The sequence below is a fragment of the Gimesia sp. genome, from assembly GCF_048262075.1.
Classification (GTDB): domain Bacteria; phylum Planctomycetota; class Planctomycetia; order Planctomycetales; family Planctomycetaceae; genus Gimesia.
Genome location: NZ_JBLXFK010000001.1, coordinates 141,447 through 159,855, shown reverse-complemented (window position 1 = coordinate 159,855; position 18,409 = coordinate 141,447). Strand labels below are relative to the sequence as shown.

The following is an 18,409-nucleotide window of genomic DNA, read 5'->3' as shown; positions in this document are numbered from 1 at the left end:
ACTATTGTCCGGCCTCATTTTCGCTGATCAGCTCTATCCCGGAAATCACCGGTAAATATTTCGAGTTTTCAGCCGGTGTCAATTCAATTTCGATCCGATCCTCAACCGGTACTTTTTCGAATTTCAAAACCAGGCTTTGCATGGCTTGGCCCGTTTGCTTTCTGATATCCAATGCGTTCTGGACCTGCTTCCCCTGTAGATTGAGGTGAAACAATCTTTGGCCTGCTGCTACTTTTTCATCTGGTTCTGTGAAGGTCAGTTTGACGGTATAATAATTTGAACCTGTAGAGTGGGTTTCTTTTGCTGCGGTATCCTGTTTTGCAGACGAATCTTCTTTCATTTTCAGCACCAGGCGCGCCGAACCTGATGAGGCACCTTTATAAGACCGGGCGATGCGGGTACCTGTTCCTGTTATCAGAAAACAGACAGATCCACCTTTGGACCAGCCCGGTTGTGACAGGACTTCCTGTAACAGCGTTTTCAGTTCGGGGGTTGCCTGGCCGGCATCGTGCGCATCGACTTTCGACCAGGCAGGTGGGGACCATACCACGGATGCTTTCGTTCTCTTCCGGGAGGAGAGGTTTTGTTTCGATTCAACAAAGGGCTTCGGATTCGCTGACGCTTCTGCTTCAATTTTTAATTGAGCAGAAGACTTACCTGTCTCATCCACAGTAAATTGGATCGAGGCCGACTCCAGTTGGTCACTCGCAGAGAGTGGAATATTAGAAAAACGCAGTCCCACGACCTGTGGGTCTCCCCCGTCTAATCCCAGTTCCAAATCGCTACTGTGCAGCTTGACTTCTCCTTTGGAATCTTCTTCCGCATCATCCTCAACACCGCCAATCGGTATGCCAGGTAGTGGGTCGGCGTTTGTCTGTTGTTGAATTTCGATGGTAATTTTCTGTGGATCGATCATGCCTGAAGCGGCGACCCAGTTCATACCATCCTTGCCGGAGGAATTCTGAATTTTCAGGGCATGATGGCGAAATACGCCATACTTTTTGTTGGAAACAGTCACATTCAGGTCGGGTGACCGCCCGCCAACGCTGGGGTAATCCAGCCAGAGGGTGCCATTTTCCGCACTTCGATCTCCAGGCGCGCCAAAATTAATCCCCGCCTGTTTCACTGTTCCTGCTGATTTTGCATCACTACCTAACTGACTGTTCGTCCAGAATTCAATTTCAGGCATGTGGATCAGCGCCAGCGAGGTCTGGTTCTGATAGGAACAGCTGCAGGTGCGTGTGTAATCCGGAGCATTCAGAACGCCGTTTGCGACCACCAGGTTCGATGTACAACTGGATTTGAATCCACCAAAATTTCCCGTCCCACTCTGGGATTTCAGGTCATAAAAGCCAGCAGCGCCAGAGCGAAACGTCAGTAAATTTTCACTGGCAATGACATAATTGCAGCCATACGTTCGTGAAAACTTGAGCGGTTCCTGCTGCTGGGTAATCGGATTGGTAATGGTATAAGGCGAACCATCCAGAATGTTGAATGCGCCTCCCGAAACTTCATAGGAATTCGCAGAGGTGATGATCAGATCGTTATGCAGAACACACGGCCCGGTATATTTCCGCTTCTGATTTTGCCAGCGTATGGTGCCGTCTGCAGCATTATAGGCGATCATTCCCTGTCCAATTTCATCGCTTAACCGATCTTTCGCTCGCGCACCTGCCTGCAACAACAGATCGTGTGCTTCGGAATATCCCAGCCACGACCCGAAAATACTTTCGCGGGTCGACCAGAGTTCTCTACCGGTTAAGATGTCGAAACAGACGATGCGGTATTTTGATGGATCCACGAGGCCACGCCTCGAGAGTTTCTTCTCGGCACTGGCGGGTAGTTTATCAAGACAGTAAATCCGGTCTTTACCTGCTACGATGGCGTTATGCAGAAATGAATGAATGGCATCAGCCTGCCAGAGGATTTCTCCCGAATGGCGATCATAGGCGATTAATCCCTGACTGGCAGAAAGATCCGTGGCAGCCGGGCCGTCTTTACCCGGTTTTTCATCTATCTGTTTACCAAAATGGCCAAACCCGTTCCCGGCCAGCAGAACGTGATCATAGACGGCAATGAAAGCCCACTCCTTTTGTGAATCAGGCAGTTTGATAATACGTTTAGTCGTTCCGTTATTGGCGTCTAAAACATGACATTCGTGTTGCATGGCCAGATAGACTTCATCGGAAGTCGCGATATAGTTTGTTCCACGGGCATTGGCACCTGGAATGTGGCGTTGGTTGTATTGTGTACTGAGGGGAGTGTCTTCATAAGTAGAGTTGAAGTAAATCCCAAACGTACCCAGGTCCTCAAATTCTCGCCGCCAGAGGACCTGTCCTGTATAGACATCACGCGCACTGAGGCTGTTCATCCCTTCGAGAAAGGTGCGTCCGCCGATCACCTGTTCCGGGGGGCCATGGCCATGACGGGGGAGAATGTCTTCGTGAGTATTTCCGCCAAACCAGAGGACGCCCAGGGGAAGTTTTACGCGTTTGTCATTTGATTTGACCGTGTTGGCAATGTCACCATACTGGTGAGTCCAGTCTGCGGAATCGGGCAGGGCACCTACACGGGATATCAGGTGACCGGCTGCCGTTGTTTTCAGTTGCGCCTGTGCCAGATCGGATTCCTGCGTTAGTCGATTGAGTTTTTTCGTCAAGCTGTGATCTGAATCAGGGATCCAGATCACACCGCCATATGGTCGAACCGAACGATAAATCTGCTGTAATTGTCCTGCGTTTAATGCTTTCGCATAAGAGTTGCTGAGCAAAGTCAGCCGTGCTATATGCTGAGGAGCCTGGTACGAGTCTGGCGTCCCCTGATGGGCTGAAATGCGGGAACCATATAAACCCGGCGCGTCGTAGCGGGCTCTCAATTGGTCAATCTTGTCCTTGTTTTCCTCGACTACAATCAGTTGTAATTTTGATTTTAATAACAGCGCATCAAACAGCGCTTCATTCTCAGTTCCATAGCAGATCGCGTATCCCTGGTTGGAATCGGCATCTTTTATGAGAGCATTGGCCAACCGTATTGCTTGGGCATCTGGTGCAGGCAGAACCGTCGATTTCGATTGAACTGGTTTGATAGTCTTACCTGAAGATCCAAATGCCAGGATGTCTCCAGTCAGAGTGACAGCAAACAACTTATCATCAGCGGCCAGCAAACGCATGATGCCCTGTGGAACCGGTTGTTCCCAGGCAACTTTTGGTTTTTCCTCAGAACCAGCAGGGAGTTGGATCGCAGCCAATGTATTTTCACCCGCTGCATAGAGTCGTTTGCCGGCGCGGATGAGATCTCCCCGCCCATCAGCTGCGATTGTCCAGAGAGGTTGATGGCTGGTTTTGCTGGCCTGAATCAGCGGTTGCTTGTCTTTTTCGATCGAGGAATAGATGCGGTCACTATGGAGTACCGGTTCGTTATAAACAAACAGATTCGGCAGCCCCGTTTCCAGGTTATAAGGACGGACGCTACGGTAGCGAGTATGCACAAAGAACTCTTTCCTGCCGGCGATCACAAAAGACCCACCATTGCCTTTTCCCCCCAGGTGAAAATATTTGAGTGTACCTGTTTTGCGGTCCAGAGCTGCGGGAACAGAACGACCGCCGGGAACCAGGAGCAGGTCTTCTGTTGCAACCAGAGTGCCCTGGGGGGCGACCCCCGCGAAAGAGGGCGCACTATGGGGCTGTTTGATATAGCTGGCACTGGTCGAATCATTGACCCAGATAACGTTTCCAGTCTCTGCATCAAGTGCATAGATAAATGTGCCCATGAAAGGCCAGATACTCGCGGCAAAATAGACTGTATCATCATAGAGTACAGGGCCGCCCCGCGCGGGCCAGGCTGAGATGACGCGTTTGTTACCCAGGGCTTTTTGTGCCCCAGGGGCGCCACGGAACTTCCAGACCTGTTGACCGGTCGTCGAATCCAGGCAGTATAAAAAACCATCATCACTGACCAGATAGATGCGTTTTTCAGTCGCAACCGGAGAAAACCGAATGGGCCCCTCTGCGTAGAATGTCCAGAGTGTCTTGCCGGTCTCTGTATCCATTGCGATCAGTTTGTCTGCATTATTAAAACCGACATACATTCGTTGGCCGAATACCACCGGTTCAAGAATTTTATCATATGTCATCAGGTCATTATTGAGCGGATCGTCCCACACCTGTTCGCGCGCACCAAATGAACGGGACCAGACAGGCTCCAGTTGATCGGGCAGATCAGCGGGAGAGGATGCGGTGTGACCTGCATCATATCTCCACATCGGCCAGTCTCCCGCGCTGAGAGAAGTCAGGGGGAGAAAACAAAGTAACAGCAACAGGTTTCGAAAAAACAAATTGGGAAAAGACATAAGCAATTCTATGGATTGGATGGTTGCAATAGGGGGTGTGTAAATTCAAGCTTACCCGCTGATGTTAGCGTATTGGAAGCCGAGGATGCTAACACTTTATTTCTGATTTTTTCCGGAACGGACATTCATACATAAAGTGGCGATTCCCCAGAAAAGAATCACGCATCCAGCGATATTCCAGAACCACCCCAACTCTCTGTCCAGAGTTGCAAAATAAAGCATGCCCGCACCGGCGGCAATGACAAATAAATCATCCTTATACAGTTTGATAAACAACTTCAGGTGAGTCAGCATTCTTAATTCGGATTTCTTTTAGAAATGAGGCGGCTATTTAAAACTAGATACGCAAAAAACAAGAGTCTAACGGTCTAACAGGTGAACCAGACGGGCGAATTGAATTTTCATGGTAAAAAGGAGCGACATTGATCGCCCCCAGCGATTCTAACGATCTCTGATAGCAGCGGGACAGGTCAGATCGACCTTGTATTCATAATCCGGGGTTGTACAATTGACTATATAAAAGGAGGCATCTTTTTCAAAGTCTCAGTTGAGATATGGAGGGCCCCTGAATCAGGCAGGATCAATGCGATTGAGGATGGAAGTAAAGTGTTGAGTGAACTCAAAAGCCAATTCGATCTCAGGCAAAAGGCACGCTGGCTGTCTGGATTGATTGTGTTGCTGTTCACTCTGATCATATTCTCTTCTCATACTTCACTTGCAGATTCACAAGTTCAGAAAAAAAACGGCCTGTTGTCCGCGAAAATCGATCGATTAATTCAGGAAGCACAAAAACGCGAAGGTGTGATTCCTGCGCCACGCTCTACAGATGCAGAGTTCATGCGTCGCGTTTCTCTGGATTTGACTGGAAAAATACCCGCTGTCGCCGAATTACGCCGTTTTCTTACAGACCAGTCTCCACAGAAACGGGAACAGTTGGTAGATCGACTACTTGCGAGCCCGGGGTATACCGTTCACTTCACCAATGTCTGGCGTGATCTACTGCTGCCCGAAATAACGACGAACCTCCAATTCAGAGGGCAGGTTCCGGAATTTGAAGCCTGGTTGCGCTCGAAGTTTCAGGAAAATACTCCGTATGATGTCTTGGCTCGCCAAATCATCAATTCACCTTTAGGAGCTAATCCACAAAATCAGTCTGGCGAACCCGTGCAGGAACTGACACCGCGTGCCTACTATATTGTGAAGCAGTTGAAACCTGAGAATCTGGCCGCCGGAACTTCGCGGGCTTTTCTGGGAGTGCGGATTGAATGTGCTCAATGTCATGATCACCCTTTTGACAGTTGGAAGCAGCAGCAGTTCTGGGAGTACGCGGCATTCTTTTCGAATATTGATCAGCCTCAGCCAAATCAGATTGCCACTGCTCTGAATCTCCGAGAATCAGGAGGTCGCCCTCAGATTAAAATTCCCGATACAAATCGGCTGGTGGACGCCACGTTTCTGGATGGAATTCAACCCGAGTGGGACCCGGGGCAATCCGCTCCCAGGCGGCAACTGGCAGACTGGATTACTGACAATGACAATCCTTATTTTGCCAAAGCGACTGCAAATCGCGTCTGGAGTCTCTTTTTCGGGCGGGGATTCATCGATCCGGTTGATGACTTTTCTTCCACCAATCGTGCCTCGCATCCACAACTGCTTGAATTGCTGGCGAATTCCTTGCGTGAGCATGAATATAACCTGAAATTCCTGGTTCGTGAAATTGTGAACAGCCAAACTTATCAACTCACCAGTCGTGAAACTGACTCCAGTCAATCCCGACCTGAATGGTATGGAAAAATGCCGACACGGGGACTGACGGCGGAACAGATCTTTGCCAACCTGGTGCAGGCTACCGGATTCTTTCGACAAACTTCCGAGGTTGATCCTTTCCTGTTCTCTCAGGGGAACAACAGTCCGGAAGCCGAAATTGGAGACTTGTTCCAGACGGATGCTGAGAATCAACTGGACCCGCGGGCAACAATTTTGCAGGCATTGGCTCTGATGAATGGCGCATTTATGACAAACGCCACCAGCCTCGAACAATCGGATGTTTTTACTGCGATTGTCGAGTTTCCCCAACTAACAGTCTCAGCCAAAATTGAAGCTTTTTACCTGTGCACATTATCTCGTTTTCCCACTGATTCAGAAATAAAGAGACTGACAGAGTATGTCTCCACTGCCAAAACGGAAGACGATAAAACTCATGCGTATTCCAATCTATTCTGGGCGCTGTTAAACAGCAGCGAGTTTTTATTGAATCATTAGTAATGACATCCGTAGCGAAAACTCTTATCTTGTTCTTTGCGACAGGAATATTGGGGGCTCCTTTATCGTCCCGTATTCAGGCGGGAGAGGTACCGCCTGTTGCTGCTAAAAATGATTCTGCCCAGCGTATCATTTTGCTGGCCCCCTCTGCTCCTGTCATCCTGGAAATCAACCTGCTGGTTGATCAGGCTGATTTCCGTTCCATCAGCAATGATTACATCGACAGGATGTTTGCTTCGCTCGATCAGGATGAAGATGGGGTTCTTAATCTAAAGGAATTGAAATATTTACCAGCCTTTGGTATCCGGCGATATGATCAAGGTACTCTACAGGCACGTCTCAAACGGCTTGATTTAGACCCCGTCGATCAGCGTCTCAACCTGAAGGAATTTTCAACATATCTGCATAGTGGTCAGGGTTCTGCTTTCAGAATTGCCGGGGTCCCCTCACGAAGTTCTCAGGTGATTGAACTGTTTCGTAAACTGGATCAGGATCAGAATGGCACGCTCAGCGATGCCGAGCTGAAGGCCAGCCCTCAGACGCTGTTTTTGTTTGATCGGGATGAAGATGGGGTTTTGAATCTGGCCGAATTGCGTCCCTTCAATTCCAATCGATTGAATGCAGTGCCCCAGAGCCCCTTTCGCCAGACGGAAGTAGAAACCCCTTTTCTCCGACTGGATCACGATCGTTCGGTCAATAAAGCCATTGATGAGATCTTTAAAAAGTATATTGAGCATACGAATCCCGAAAAGAATGCGATTGCCGTCAGTTGCTTTCAGCAGGAACAGCAGAATGCTCTGGAATTATACGAATCAGATCAGAACGCGGATGGTTTCTTAAACCGGGAAGAACTGTTCGATTATCTGCAGAATCCCAAGGCGGATGTCAAACTGCAGATTTCAATACCTCGTCAGCAAACTTTTCGGCCACAGTTGATATTTCTCAACAAAACAACGAACCGTGTTAAGGAAGTTCAAGTCGCTTCAAGTTCGAAAATGGAATTTCATATAGATGGGCTACTACTGGAATTGAGGGTCAAAAGTACCCGCCATCTGTTGGCTGATAATGTACGATTTTATCAAACTCGATTTCGTGTCGTGGATGGTGATAAAAACGGGTATTTAACTGAAGCGGAATATATGCAATTGAATTTGCCGGGAATTAAATATCAGAAAGTCGATAAAAATAAAGACGAGATGCTGTTTGTCGAAGAATTAACCGATTTTTTAATTAAAGATACTGCCGAAGTACAGAATCAGGTTGTCATGACAGTAGCCAATGATGGAAAATCACTGTTTGAAATCCTGGATGCGGATCTGGACCGACGGTTAAGCCCTCGTGAATTGCGGAACAGCATGCAACGCGTTAAAGAATATGATGGCAATCGCGATCAGGTACTGGATCACAGCGAGTTGAAAGGGCATTTTAAAATCACGTTTGAACTGGGAAAACCAGAGTTATTTATTTTTGCCCCGCGAACAGAAGCGATGTCGATGCAACAGAATATGACAATCCCCCGAACATCGAACGGCCCACGCTGGTTTCAGCGCATGGATCGCAATCGCGATGGTGATCTATCGCCACGGGAATTCCTGTTCGATCAGGATTTGTTTATACAGTATGACACTGACCAGGATAAACTGCTCAGCCCGGCAGAAGCAGCAGCCATCGGAACGACAGAATAATTACAGTTTTACTCCTCCGTCAATTGAGGTGAGAGCAATGGAACCAATGACAAAATCCACTCGATTAATCGATCGTGTTCAACAGCGGCTGTCTTTGGCTGTGTATGGACGCAAGGTTTTCGTTTCATTTTGTATTTCACTCGGAGTCTATCTGGCTGCAATGCTTTTCAGCCGTTTCTCAGGATACCTGACTGACTGGTTCACGCTGCCATCACTGGGAGTGGTTGCTGTCGGGACAGTCCTGCTGTCGTTTATCCTGTTTCGTAAACCCGATAAAGAACAGGCAGCACGACTGATTGACCAAAAGCAGAAAACCAGGGACCTGTTTTTGACTGTCACCCTGCTGGATGAGGCGATGGGTAACTATAAGCCTCTGGTGGTTCAGGATGCTGAACAGCAGGCAATGAATATCCAACCGGCCCAGGTGGTCCCTTTTGTATGGGCCAAACGATTTTCCATCTGCTGTTCTGCGGCTCTGTTGCTGTTTCTGTTACTGGAATACACCCCACAGTTTGATCCGTTTGGCAAGGTGCAGGCGGCTGAAGTTGAACAGGAAAAAGTAAAAGAGTTTCAGAACACAAAAAAAGCGACCAAAGCCCGACTCGCGGAATTAAAAAATAAAGATAACGGCGAAAATGACGAAGAATCAAAAGACGTCAAACTGGCAGTTGAAAACCTGAAATCCGATTTTCGCAAGATGGTGCCCGGTAAAAAACAGAAAAACGCAAAGACCCTCGCCGCACATCAGAAATCTCTCGGCGGCCAATGGCGCAAGCGGGCCGAAGAGAATATGAAAAACATGATGATGAAAACAGATCAGGCACAAAAGTTTGGAGCAATGTCAAAAGCAGAGGGGATGCAGAAATGGAGCAAGGAACTACAGGAAGGATCAACACAGTCTCTGATGAAAGAAATGGAAGAACTGAAAGATCAACTACAGAGATTACAGAAAGAAACAGACCCGGTAAAACGGGAACAACTGAAAAATGAGATTCAGAAAAAAATGAAGGAGATGGAATCATTTGCCCGTGAGCAGACGAATTCCAAAGCGATGGCAGCAGCGCTCAAGCGGGCGATGAAACAGATGCAGATGGCACGATCCAAGGGTATCTCCCAGGAAGAGGCGCTCCGCGAAGCCATGCAGTCAATGGATCTGGCGAAAATGGAATTAAAAGAAATCGCACAGTCGGCCAAAGATCTGAAAAAACTGGAAGAGGCGCTGACCGTTCTATCCAAAGCGAAAAAGGCAAATGATAAGTCGGGTTTGGATGGGGAAGCCTGTGAAAACTGTATGACACTGGAAGATTATGAAGACCTGTACGCGCAACTGATGGGTAATACGCCGGGAGAAGGCACCGGCGGAGAAGGACAGGGAGGCGGAGGCAAAGTTGATGAAGATGATACGGGAGACAAAGGTTTCAAAACAGAAAAATCAAAGTCAGCCATTACCGCCGGTAAAGTGTTACTCTCTTTCAAGACGAAAGGACTCAGTGATCGGGGAGAGGCCCAGAAAGAGTACAACAAACTGTTCGTCGATCTGAAACAGGGAATGAGTGAAGCGATTATGCAGGAACAGATTCCTCCCGGATATCATGAAGGCATTAAAAAGTATTTCAACTCGCTTGAGAAAAAAACTGAAGAGAACGCAACCGGCAAATGAATCAAACTAGAGGACGCAGGACCTGGTCCGGATGGTTGATGCTGGCATTTGTTGAATCAGCAGTCATTATCATTATCGGAGCGGTTTTTTATTTCCAGAACCAGAATGAGGCGCTTGTTGTCTACTGCGCCCATGATGCCGTTTTCTCAGAGAAAATTCTCAATCAGTTCGAACAGCAAACGGGCATCAAAGTCGAACCTCGTTTTGATACGGAAGCCACCAAGTCACTGGGCCTGACAAATTTAATTATCCGCGAGAAAGATCATCCACGGTGTGATGTGTTCTGGAATAACCAGACACTGGGCACGGCTGCCTTGAAAGAGCAGGATTTACTGGAACCCTATCAGGGACCAGGTTACGACAGCATCCCTGCTGAATTCAAAGATCCGGAGGGATGCTGGACGGGCTTTGCGGCCCGTCTGCGCGTTTATATTGCTAATACCGATTCGTATGTGTTGTCCTATGAAAATGTTGAAACGACATTAGCGGGGCCATTGCAGCAGGTCGCGATCGCAAAACCTCTGTACGGTACAACCCTGTCTCATTTTTCCATTCTCTGCGATGCCTGGGGATTAACGCGACTGCAAGAGTGGTACCATTCTCTATTGAAGCGAGGAATCCAGGTCACCTCCGGAAACTCCAGTGTAAAAAATCTGGTCGCCTCCGGGGCCTGTATTCTGGGATATACGGACACGGATGATTATTTCGTTGCCGTCGATGCCGGGCAACCTGTAGCGGCAATACCAGTATTAGTTGAAGATAAAGCTCTACTGATTCCCAACAGTGTAGCCATCATCAAAGGCACAAAAAGGCGAAAGCAAGCAGAGACGCTGGTGGATTACCTGCTTTCAGCTGATGTCGAACTGGAATTATCAAAGTCACAGTCACGTCAGATTCCATTAGGTAAAGTCAACTGGGATCAGGTCCCTGAAGAAGTACAGAAGTTTCGCCCTTACATTAAACAGGCATACCCATTATCCGATCTGGTCAAACAGAGAACATTGGTTTTGGACTGGCTCAAGTCGGAGTATTTGAAATGAGCCTGACCACAATCTGTGGTGTGACTGTGCTACGCAGTATCATCATTTCTTTGACTGGCGTCTTCCTCAGTCAGAGACTGTCGTATCTGATCGATCAATCGGAATCTCGATTCACTTTTTTTTTATGGCTACTGATACTGGCTCCGTTACTGGTTCCTGAACTGATTGTCGGTTATGCCTGGTCGCTGTTGACGATACAACTGATTCATTTTCCTGTTCTTGCTGAATTCGTCTATTCCTCACTGGTTCTGTTAAGAGTTGTTCCTGTTGGAATCCTCTGTTATCACATGACTGCTCGAACACAAATCTCGGCAGAAGCTGATTTCATTCGCAGGTCTGCTGCGATCGCCGGGACTGGGATTTCCCATATCTCTAAACGTTGGAGTTTCTTTCTCCGAAATACTTTAGTTCGAATTCTACCCGTGTGGTCGCTGCTGTTTCTGCTGGCCTTTCAGGAATTTGAGATTGCCTCACTGTTGTACCAGGATTCCTGGACGGTCTGGATCTTTGATGCCCAGGCAGGTGGGGTACCTGTTAGAAAAACACTGGTCTATCTCATTGGTCCGCTGATCGTAGAAGTGATACTGGTAGCCGGTGTGTTAGCTTTATTGAAAATACTTGAGAAACGACCCCATTATCTGCAACAGCATTGTGGTTCAAGAGTGAACCGCATGCGGCGACTATTTGCTGGCAGCTATCTGACTGTCGCAACGGGCTGCGTGGTTCTGGTTCCTCTGGGCATGATGAGCTGGGGGGCTTTGCTTTCCATGGCCAGTGTTCTGCAAAATCGATTACAGATCATGGGGACGCTTCAGGAATGTGCCTGGGGGCTGTTATATGCGACGACGTCCGCAATTGCTGCCTGGGGGCTGGCAAGCTTTTTTTTTAACCGGAATCAGTCCCGCTTCATTAAGACATTGGGCCTGACATGTTGTGTGCCAGGCATGTGTGGCGCTTTACCCCTGGCGCTCGTCATTGCAACTTTATTTTTGTCTCGGGCTGGTAACTGGCTTTATGGAACCCCGGTGCCGATATTGACTGGCTTCGTGTTCTACCTTTTTCCCAGAGCGGTATTCTTGAAGCTGGTTTTTCAAAAACAGGAAAAAAGCGATTCCCTCTTTCTCGCGCATTTACTGAATCAATCTGTTTGTCCCCAACAGGTAGAGAACGGCGGTCGTTTGTTATGGATCACCAAAGGACGCATGCAATACTGGGCAGTCGCGATCCTCGCCTTCTGGGTTTACTGGGATGTCACGATCAGCTCTATTCTCGCTCCTAACAGCGGCATGACTTCAGCCGTCCGTCTGTATGGCCTGATGCATTATGGTCAAAATACAGTTTTATCAGCAATTTGTTTGATTAGTTTCTGTATCCCTGTTTTACTGGCAATCATACTGTTTCCTGTCGTTCGCAAAATCTGGATTCGTTTCAACAACCAATCTGAACTCAGTCAGTTCGTTTAATGAATATATCAACTCTCAGTCCCAAATCTGAATCGCTGCTATGGTCTCTGACGGATGTCAGTCTGAACTGGGCAAACGGTACGCGGTTGACTGAGATCAATCTTGAAATTCCAGCTGGTGTGACGTCCGTTATGGGATATTCCGGAGCCGGTAAAACATCACTGTTGAATTTACTGGTGAAATTCGAACATCCTGATCGCGGGACTGTTTCACGAATTGAAGAATCGTTGTCAGCAACGAACAGCGTCGATCTGTTCTGGGTTCCTCATACGTTGGGCCTGTGGCCTCAATATACGGTTTTAGAGCATCTGACTTTAGTCTGCCCCCGATCAGAACGGCCACACTTTTCAGCAGAATCACTCTTGGATGATTTCAATTTGAAGGCGCTGGCCGCTAAATATCCAGGGCAACTCTCTCAGGGAGAAGCGTCCCGGTTAGCAGTTGCCCGTGCGCTGGCGAGCCATGCCCGGGTGATTGTGATGGATGAACCCCTGGTACACGTTGACCAGGCACATTGGCCCGCCTACTGGAAATTCATTCATCAGTTCTGCCAGGAGCAGCAGACCTCGCTCGTATTTTCTACCCATTCGCCGGAGCTGGTTCTGGAGGAGGCCACTCATGTCGTGTGCCTGGACCAGGGGCGTATCGTTTATGCTGGAGATGTGCCAAAGCTGTATTACGATCCCCCCTCTCTCCAGGTCGCCAGCTACCTGGGCCCTGTCAATGACCTGAGTATCATTGAGGCTCAAGTAATCGCAGGCAGCGAGAGGAAGTCACGTTTTGCACGCCCTGAGCAGCTATCTATTATCAACGACGACCAGGGAGTCTGTGAGGTACAGGCTACAAAATTCAGTGGGGTTATGGAAGAAGTCATCGTAGTCTGCGAAGGAGATCCGCAAAACAGCACGACATTATTTCATCGTCCCGCTCGCGCTAAGCTTCAGAGAGGTGACCGTGTATCCCTTCGACTGCTGCTGCTTTTGTTGTGCCTGATCATTCAAGCGGGTTGTGGACCTGACTCAGTTCCACAGTTGAGGTTTGCCGAAACCATCCAATGGCCGGTCCCCGCAGAGGGAATGAAAGTTCCCGCGCCGCGCAGCCTGAATGTGGGGCCCGATGACGAACTTTACGTGTTAGATAATGCTGGTCGTGTTCTGGTATATGATGCAGAGGATCAACTGGATCGACAGTGGAAGATGCCTGATTATGAGATTGGCAAACCTGAAGGAATCTGTCTGCTGAAGAATGGCCAGATCGCAGTCGCCGATACGCATTACCATCGGATTGTGTTCTTTGATCACCAGGGAAATGTCGTCAAGATGCTGGGCGAATACGGAGAAGGCCCCGGTCAGTTTATCTATCCCGTGTCGATTGTGCAGGATCCTGCTGGCCATATTTATGTCAGTGAATATGGGGATCATGATCGTGTGCAGAAATTTTCTGAGCAGGGTGATTTTCTGCTGGAATTTGGAACTGTTGGGACCGGCCCGGAAGAATTTCAGCGTGCAGCCGGTATGATCTGGCATGATGGGAAGATCTATGTAGCCGACGCGGCGAATAACCGCATTCAGATATTTTCCGATGAGGGCACTTTTCTCGAAACTCTGGGAACGAAAACCGGAGGTGTACCACTCTATTACCCATACGATATTGCCATTAATCGCCATCAAAAGCAGCTTTATATCGTGGAATACGGGTCAGGACGCATCACCAAAACCGACTTGTCTGGTCGGGTCTTAGGGACATATGGGGGGACAGGGGCGAATCAAGGAGAATTTCGGACTCCCTGGGGACTTTCAGTAAATTCCAAAGATCAGGTATTCGTAGCTGACACAGGAAATCGATTGATCGTAAAATTGATACCATGAAAATCAAAGAACTTTATCGCCAGTTAGTTCCTCGACCACGCACACCTGTGACGTGGATGCGGGCGGTTCCCTTGATTTTCTTTCTGGTGCTCTACGCGGGCTTGTGTATTGGGCTGGAACAGTCAGGCGTACTGCTGTTCGCGCGACCGTGGGCCTTTGTATTAATTCTATTTTCTGTCTGGGTCTGGTGGCTTTCCATCGCCGGTTACGGAGGGTTAAGCAAAGGACGTGCGCTGGCTGCCTTAATTTCGCGGCTGTTGATGCTCGGTCTGTTTGTAATGCTAATTGCAGAACCGCGGTCGGTCCGTGTGCGTGATGTTATCTCGGTGGTCTATGCCGTCGATCTTTCCGACTCGATCGGTGAATCCTCTGTCGAGTCCGCCCTGGAATTTGTGATGAAAACGGTGACCGAGAAACCTCAGACTGATGAAGCAGGTCTGGTGGTATTCGGCAGGAACTCAGCAGTCGAACTTCCCCCGCGCGTCTCATTTCCCTATGAAGCTTTAAATTCCCGGATTGATCGCGACGCGACGAACCTGCAGCAGACACTGTCTCTCGCTGCTGCGATGCTACCTGAAGAAAATCGGGGGCGCATCGTCCTGATCAGTGATGGTACCGAAACAGAAGGTTCGATTTCACAAGTACTGGACGAGTTGAAATCTCGCGATATCGCCGTTGATGTTCTCCCGCTTCAATATGAATATGATAAAGAAGTCTGGCTGGAAACTCTGGAACTTCCCCGATTTGTCAAATTGGGAGAAAACTATGAGGCAGCGGTTGTTCTCTCATCATTGAAACCAGGCTCAGGTAAGCTGGTTTTACGAGAAAATGGTCAACCGATTTATGAAAAAGAAGTGGCATTTAAAGCTGGTAAAAACCGCTATGTAGTTCCGATCTATTTACGTTCCGCTGGTTACTATGAATATTCCGCTACGATCGAAACGAAACGCGACGAAGACCAGATCAGGGAAAACAATACCGTTCTGAACTACATCTTTGTCGAAGGAGAAGGCAAGGTTCTGGTTGTTACAGACCCTGCCGGTGACGAACGCGACTGGCAACCACTGGTGAAAGCAATCCAGGAAGGGGAGCGAGTTGTTGAGACGGTCTCAGCTTACGAATTCCCCAGCGATTCCCTGTCTCTGATGCCTTATGATGCGATCGTGTTTGTCAATGTTCCCGCCGATGCTTTTAATGTCATCCAACTGAAAGCCGTTCATGATTCTGTATTTAATCAGGGTATCGGCTTTATGATGGTGGGGGGAGATAACAGCTTTGGCCCGGGCGGTTATCATCGCACTGTGATCGAAGATGCGTTACCCGTTACCATGGACATTACGAAAAAGAAAGTCCTGCCCAAGGGGGCCCTGGCCATTATTCTTCATACCTGTGAATTTCCGGAAGGAAATACGTGGGGAAAAAGGATCACAAAACAGGCCATTAAAGTTCTGGGGGCACAGGATGAAGTTGGTGTTCTGGTCTATGACTATATGGATGGTGAAAAGTGGCTCTTTAAATTGATGCCGGCAGGGGACTATGAAAAAATGGTGCCCAAGATTAACGGTGCCCAGATCGGAGACATGCCCAGTTTTGCCAATACGATGCAACTCGGGCTGAATGGCTTAATTAAAAGTGATGCTTCCACCAAGCACATGATCATCATTTCTGATGGTGATCCTCAGCCTCCTACGCCGCAGTTACTTGGACAGTTCGTGAAAAATAAAGTCAGTGTCTCCATGGTCGCCATTTTCCCTCACGGCGGCCAGGACATCTCCTCAATGCGCGGCATCGCCGGTGCGACGGGAGGACGCTACTATTTTCCTTCCGATCCGAATCAGTTGCCTTCCATTTTCATCAAAGAATCAAAAACCCTGAAGCGGAGCATGATACAGAATGAAACGATTACCCCGGAAGTCGGTATGATCTCTCCTGTCCTGAAAGGGATCGCTGCCATTCCACCGTTACATGGGTATGTACTCTCGACAATCAAACCTCGGGCGGAAGGGGTTCTGAATGCTCCTGAAAAGAAAGACGCTGAAGGGGAGATTGATCCGATCTTATCTTTCTGGAGATACGGATTGGGAACGACAGCTGCTTTCACTTCCGATCTCTCACCTAACTGGGGTGCAGACTGGGTCAACTGGGATCATTACCAGGCATTCGTCAAGCAACTGATGATTAAAATCTCGCGGGTACAAAAGCAGGACCACCTGAAGATGTGGAGTCATACGTCGGGTAACAAAGCCACGATCATGGTAGAAGACTTTCATCCGGAAGAGTCATTCTTGAATGTGGCAGCCCGTATTTCAGGCCCGCATGATCGGCAGGAAACAGTGGTTCTCAAACAGGTCAGCCCCCGTCGCTATCAGGCTACCGTTCCGTTATGGGGTAAAGGTCGCTACCAGGTCATGTCAATCGGGAAAACAGGTGATCGGGAAGATCATGCGAACGGAGGATTCATCGTCCCTTATTCTCCCGAATTTCTGCGATTCCGATCGAATCCGATCGTACTGAATCAGATCGCAGAACGGACGGGGGGACAGCAACTGCCATTGGATGATGCATCCGAAATCATCTACGGTCGCCGGGCACCTAAAATGAGCTCTAATCCGATTTTTGACTGGTTCCTGATTGCATTAGCGATTCTGGTACCGTTGGATGTGGGGATCAGACGAATTCAACTGGACTGGTATGCGATCAAAAGCTGGTTTAATTTTGGGAAAGATGACAAAAACAGTACAGCCACAATGGGTGCTCTCCTGCAGCGAAAACAGGATGTCACAGAAGAAATGGATTCTCGCAAGGGGCCGTCAGACCAGCAGAATCAACAGTCAACCATCGCGAAACTGCAGGAACAACGCCAGCAGGCAACCAGACCGCCTGAAACTGGTAAAACAGAAACAAAACCACCCGACAAGAAATCGAAAGAACCTCCTGTGTCACCAGCGGGTGGTTCCGAGGGAAATCAGACAACAACGGGTCGTCTCCTCGATTTGAAACGCCGCAGAAATTCCGACGACGATCAAGATCAATAAGACCGTTTAACATCGTGGAGATATGAAGATGAATCAGCCAGAAACCACTGAGGAACCAATAGTTATGCAGGCGGAAGCCGACCATTTCAAAAAGGTTTTCAATGAAGCCCGGACCGAAATCGCACGGATGATCATCGGACAGGAGCGGGTGGTGGAATCAACGCTCTACGCTCTGTTTTGCGGTGGAAACGTTCTGTTGGAAGGGGTGCCGGGACTGGGAAAAACTGAATTGGTCAAAGCGCTGTCACGCGTTCTGGATCTGCATTTTCAGCGAATTCAGTTCACGCCCGACCTGATGCCGGCAGATATCATCGGAACGAATATCATGAGTACCGATGAAACAGGCACTTATCGATTTGAGTTTCGCAAGGGCCCCATTTTTACGCAATTACTTTTAGCAGACGAAATTAACCGCGCCTCTCCCAAAACCCAGTCTGCGCTGCTGGAAACCATGCAGGAGGGGACGGTGACTGCAGGTGGCACTCACTTTCGACTCGATCAACCTTTTTTCGTAATGGCAACACAAAATCCGATTGAACAGGAAGGGACATACCCACTGCCTGAAGCACAGCTTGATCGATTCATGTTCAAAATCAATGTCCCGTTTCCGAACCGGAGCGAACTGAATACGATCGTGCAGCAGACGATTCTGAAACAGCCTGTAGAATTGAAGAAATTGTTGAACAGCCAGCAAATCCTGGAACTGCGGAGCATTCTGGATAAAGTGGTGGTTGTCGAACCCATTCGGGATTATGCCATTCGACTGGTACTATCGACCCATCCCGGGACCGATTTCGCCATTGATGAAATTCGACGTTTCGTACATTGGGGAGCCAGTCCACGTGCAGCCCAGTCTTTGATCAAAGCTGCTCGCGTGCGGGCATTAAGCGAAGGCCGGGCACATGTGGCTTTCGAGGATGTACGCTATTTTGCCAATGAAGTGTTACAACACCGTGTTTTGTTGAATTATGACGGTCAGGCCGAAAACATCAGCGTGAAAGATCTGGTAGAACGAATCTGTCAGGAACTACCGGAAAAGGAATAATCT

At 48.6% G+C, this 18,409-nt stretch carries 10 protein-coding genes; 8 read left to right on the top strand and 2 right to left on the bottom strand.

Annotated features, from left to right (window positions below; all coding sequences use genetic code 11):
• Nucleotide 1: 1 nt before the first annotated feature.
• Nucleotides 2-4,348: a PQQ-binding-like beta-propeller repeat protein gene (locus ACN0YH_RS00605; protein WP_417377617.1), complete on the bottom strand. Its 4,347-nt coding sequence runs from the start codon at nucleotides 4,346-4,348 to the stop codon at nucleotides 2-4.
• Between the two features lie 96 nt (nucleotides 4,349-4,444).
• Nucleotides 4,445-4,642, bottom strand: a complete 198-nt coding sequence (locus ACN0YH_RS00600; RefSeq protein ID WP_417377616.1) for a hypothetical protein — start codon at nucleotides 4,640-4,642, stop codon at nucleotides 4,445-4,447.
• Between the two features lie 315 nt (nucleotides 4,643-4,957).
• Here ACN0YH_RS00600 and ACN0YH_RS00595 point away from each other — a divergent pair, with 315 nt between their 5' ends.
• From ACN0YH_RS00595 to ACN0YH_RS00560, 8 genes are read left to right on the top strand one after another with little or no spacing between them, the layout of a single operon-like run.
• Nucleotides 4,958-6,610, top strand: coding sequence for a DUF1549 and DUF1553 domain-containing protein (locus tag ACN0YH_RS00595; RefSeq protein WP_417377615.1), 1,653 nt, complete (start codon nucleotides 4,958-4,960; stop codon nucleotides 6,608-6,610).
• A gap of 29 nt (nucleotides 6,611-6,639) precedes the next feature.
• Nucleotides 6,640-8,295, top strand: coding sequence for a hypothetical protein (locus ACN0YH_RS00590; RefSeq protein ID WP_417377614.1), 1,656 nt, complete (start codon nucleotides 6,640-6,642; stop codon nucleotides 8,293-8,295).
• A gap of 37 nt (nucleotides 8,296-8,332) precedes the next feature.
• Entirely contained in the window at nucleotides 8,333-9,955 is a 1,623-nt protein-coding gene (locus ACN0YH_RS00585; RefSeq protein WP_417377613.1) for a hypothetical protein, read from the top strand.
• Nucleotides 9,952-10,995 (top strand): extracellular solute-binding protein, encoded by a 1,044-nt coding sequence (locus ACN0YH_RS00580; RefSeq protein ID WP_417377612.1) that lies wholly within the window; start codon nucleotides 9,952-9,954, stop codon nucleotides 10,993-10,995. The genes ACN0YH_RS00585 and ACN0YH_RS00580 overlap by 4 nt, the downstream gene beginning before the upstream one ends.
• Nucleotides 10,992-12,458 (top strand): hypothetical protein, encoded by a 1,467-nt coding sequence (locus tag ACN0YH_RS00575; RefSeq protein ID WP_417377611.1) that lies wholly within the window; start codon nucleotides 10,992-10,994, stop codon nucleotides 12,456-12,458. The genes ACN0YH_RS00580 and ACN0YH_RS00575 overlap by 4 nt, the downstream gene beginning before the upstream one ends.
• Nucleotides 12,458-14,326 (top strand): ATP-binding cassette domain-containing protein, encoded by a 1,869-nt coding sequence (locus tag ACN0YH_RS00570; protein ID WP_417377610.1) that lies wholly within the window; start codon nucleotides 12,458-12,460, stop codon nucleotides 14,324-14,326. The genes ACN0YH_RS00575 and ACN0YH_RS00570 overlap by 1 nt, the downstream gene beginning before the upstream one ends.
• Nucleotides 14,323-17,361, top strand: coding sequence for a VWA domain-containing protein (locus ACN0YH_RS00565; protein WP_417377609.1), 3,039 nt, complete (start codon nucleotides 14,323-14,325; stop codon nucleotides 17,359-17,361). The genes ACN0YH_RS00570 and ACN0YH_RS00565 overlap by 4 nt, the downstream gene beginning before the upstream one ends.
• Nucleotides 17,362-17,389: 28 nt before the next feature.
• On the top strand, nucleotides 17,390-18,406 hold the full coding sequence (locus tag ACN0YH_RS00560) for an AAA family ATPase (RefSeq protein ID WP_417377608.1): 1,017 nt from the start codon (nucleotides 17,390-17,392) through the stop codon (nucleotides 18,404-18,406).
• Nucleotides 18,407-18,409 lie beyond the last annotated feature (3 nt).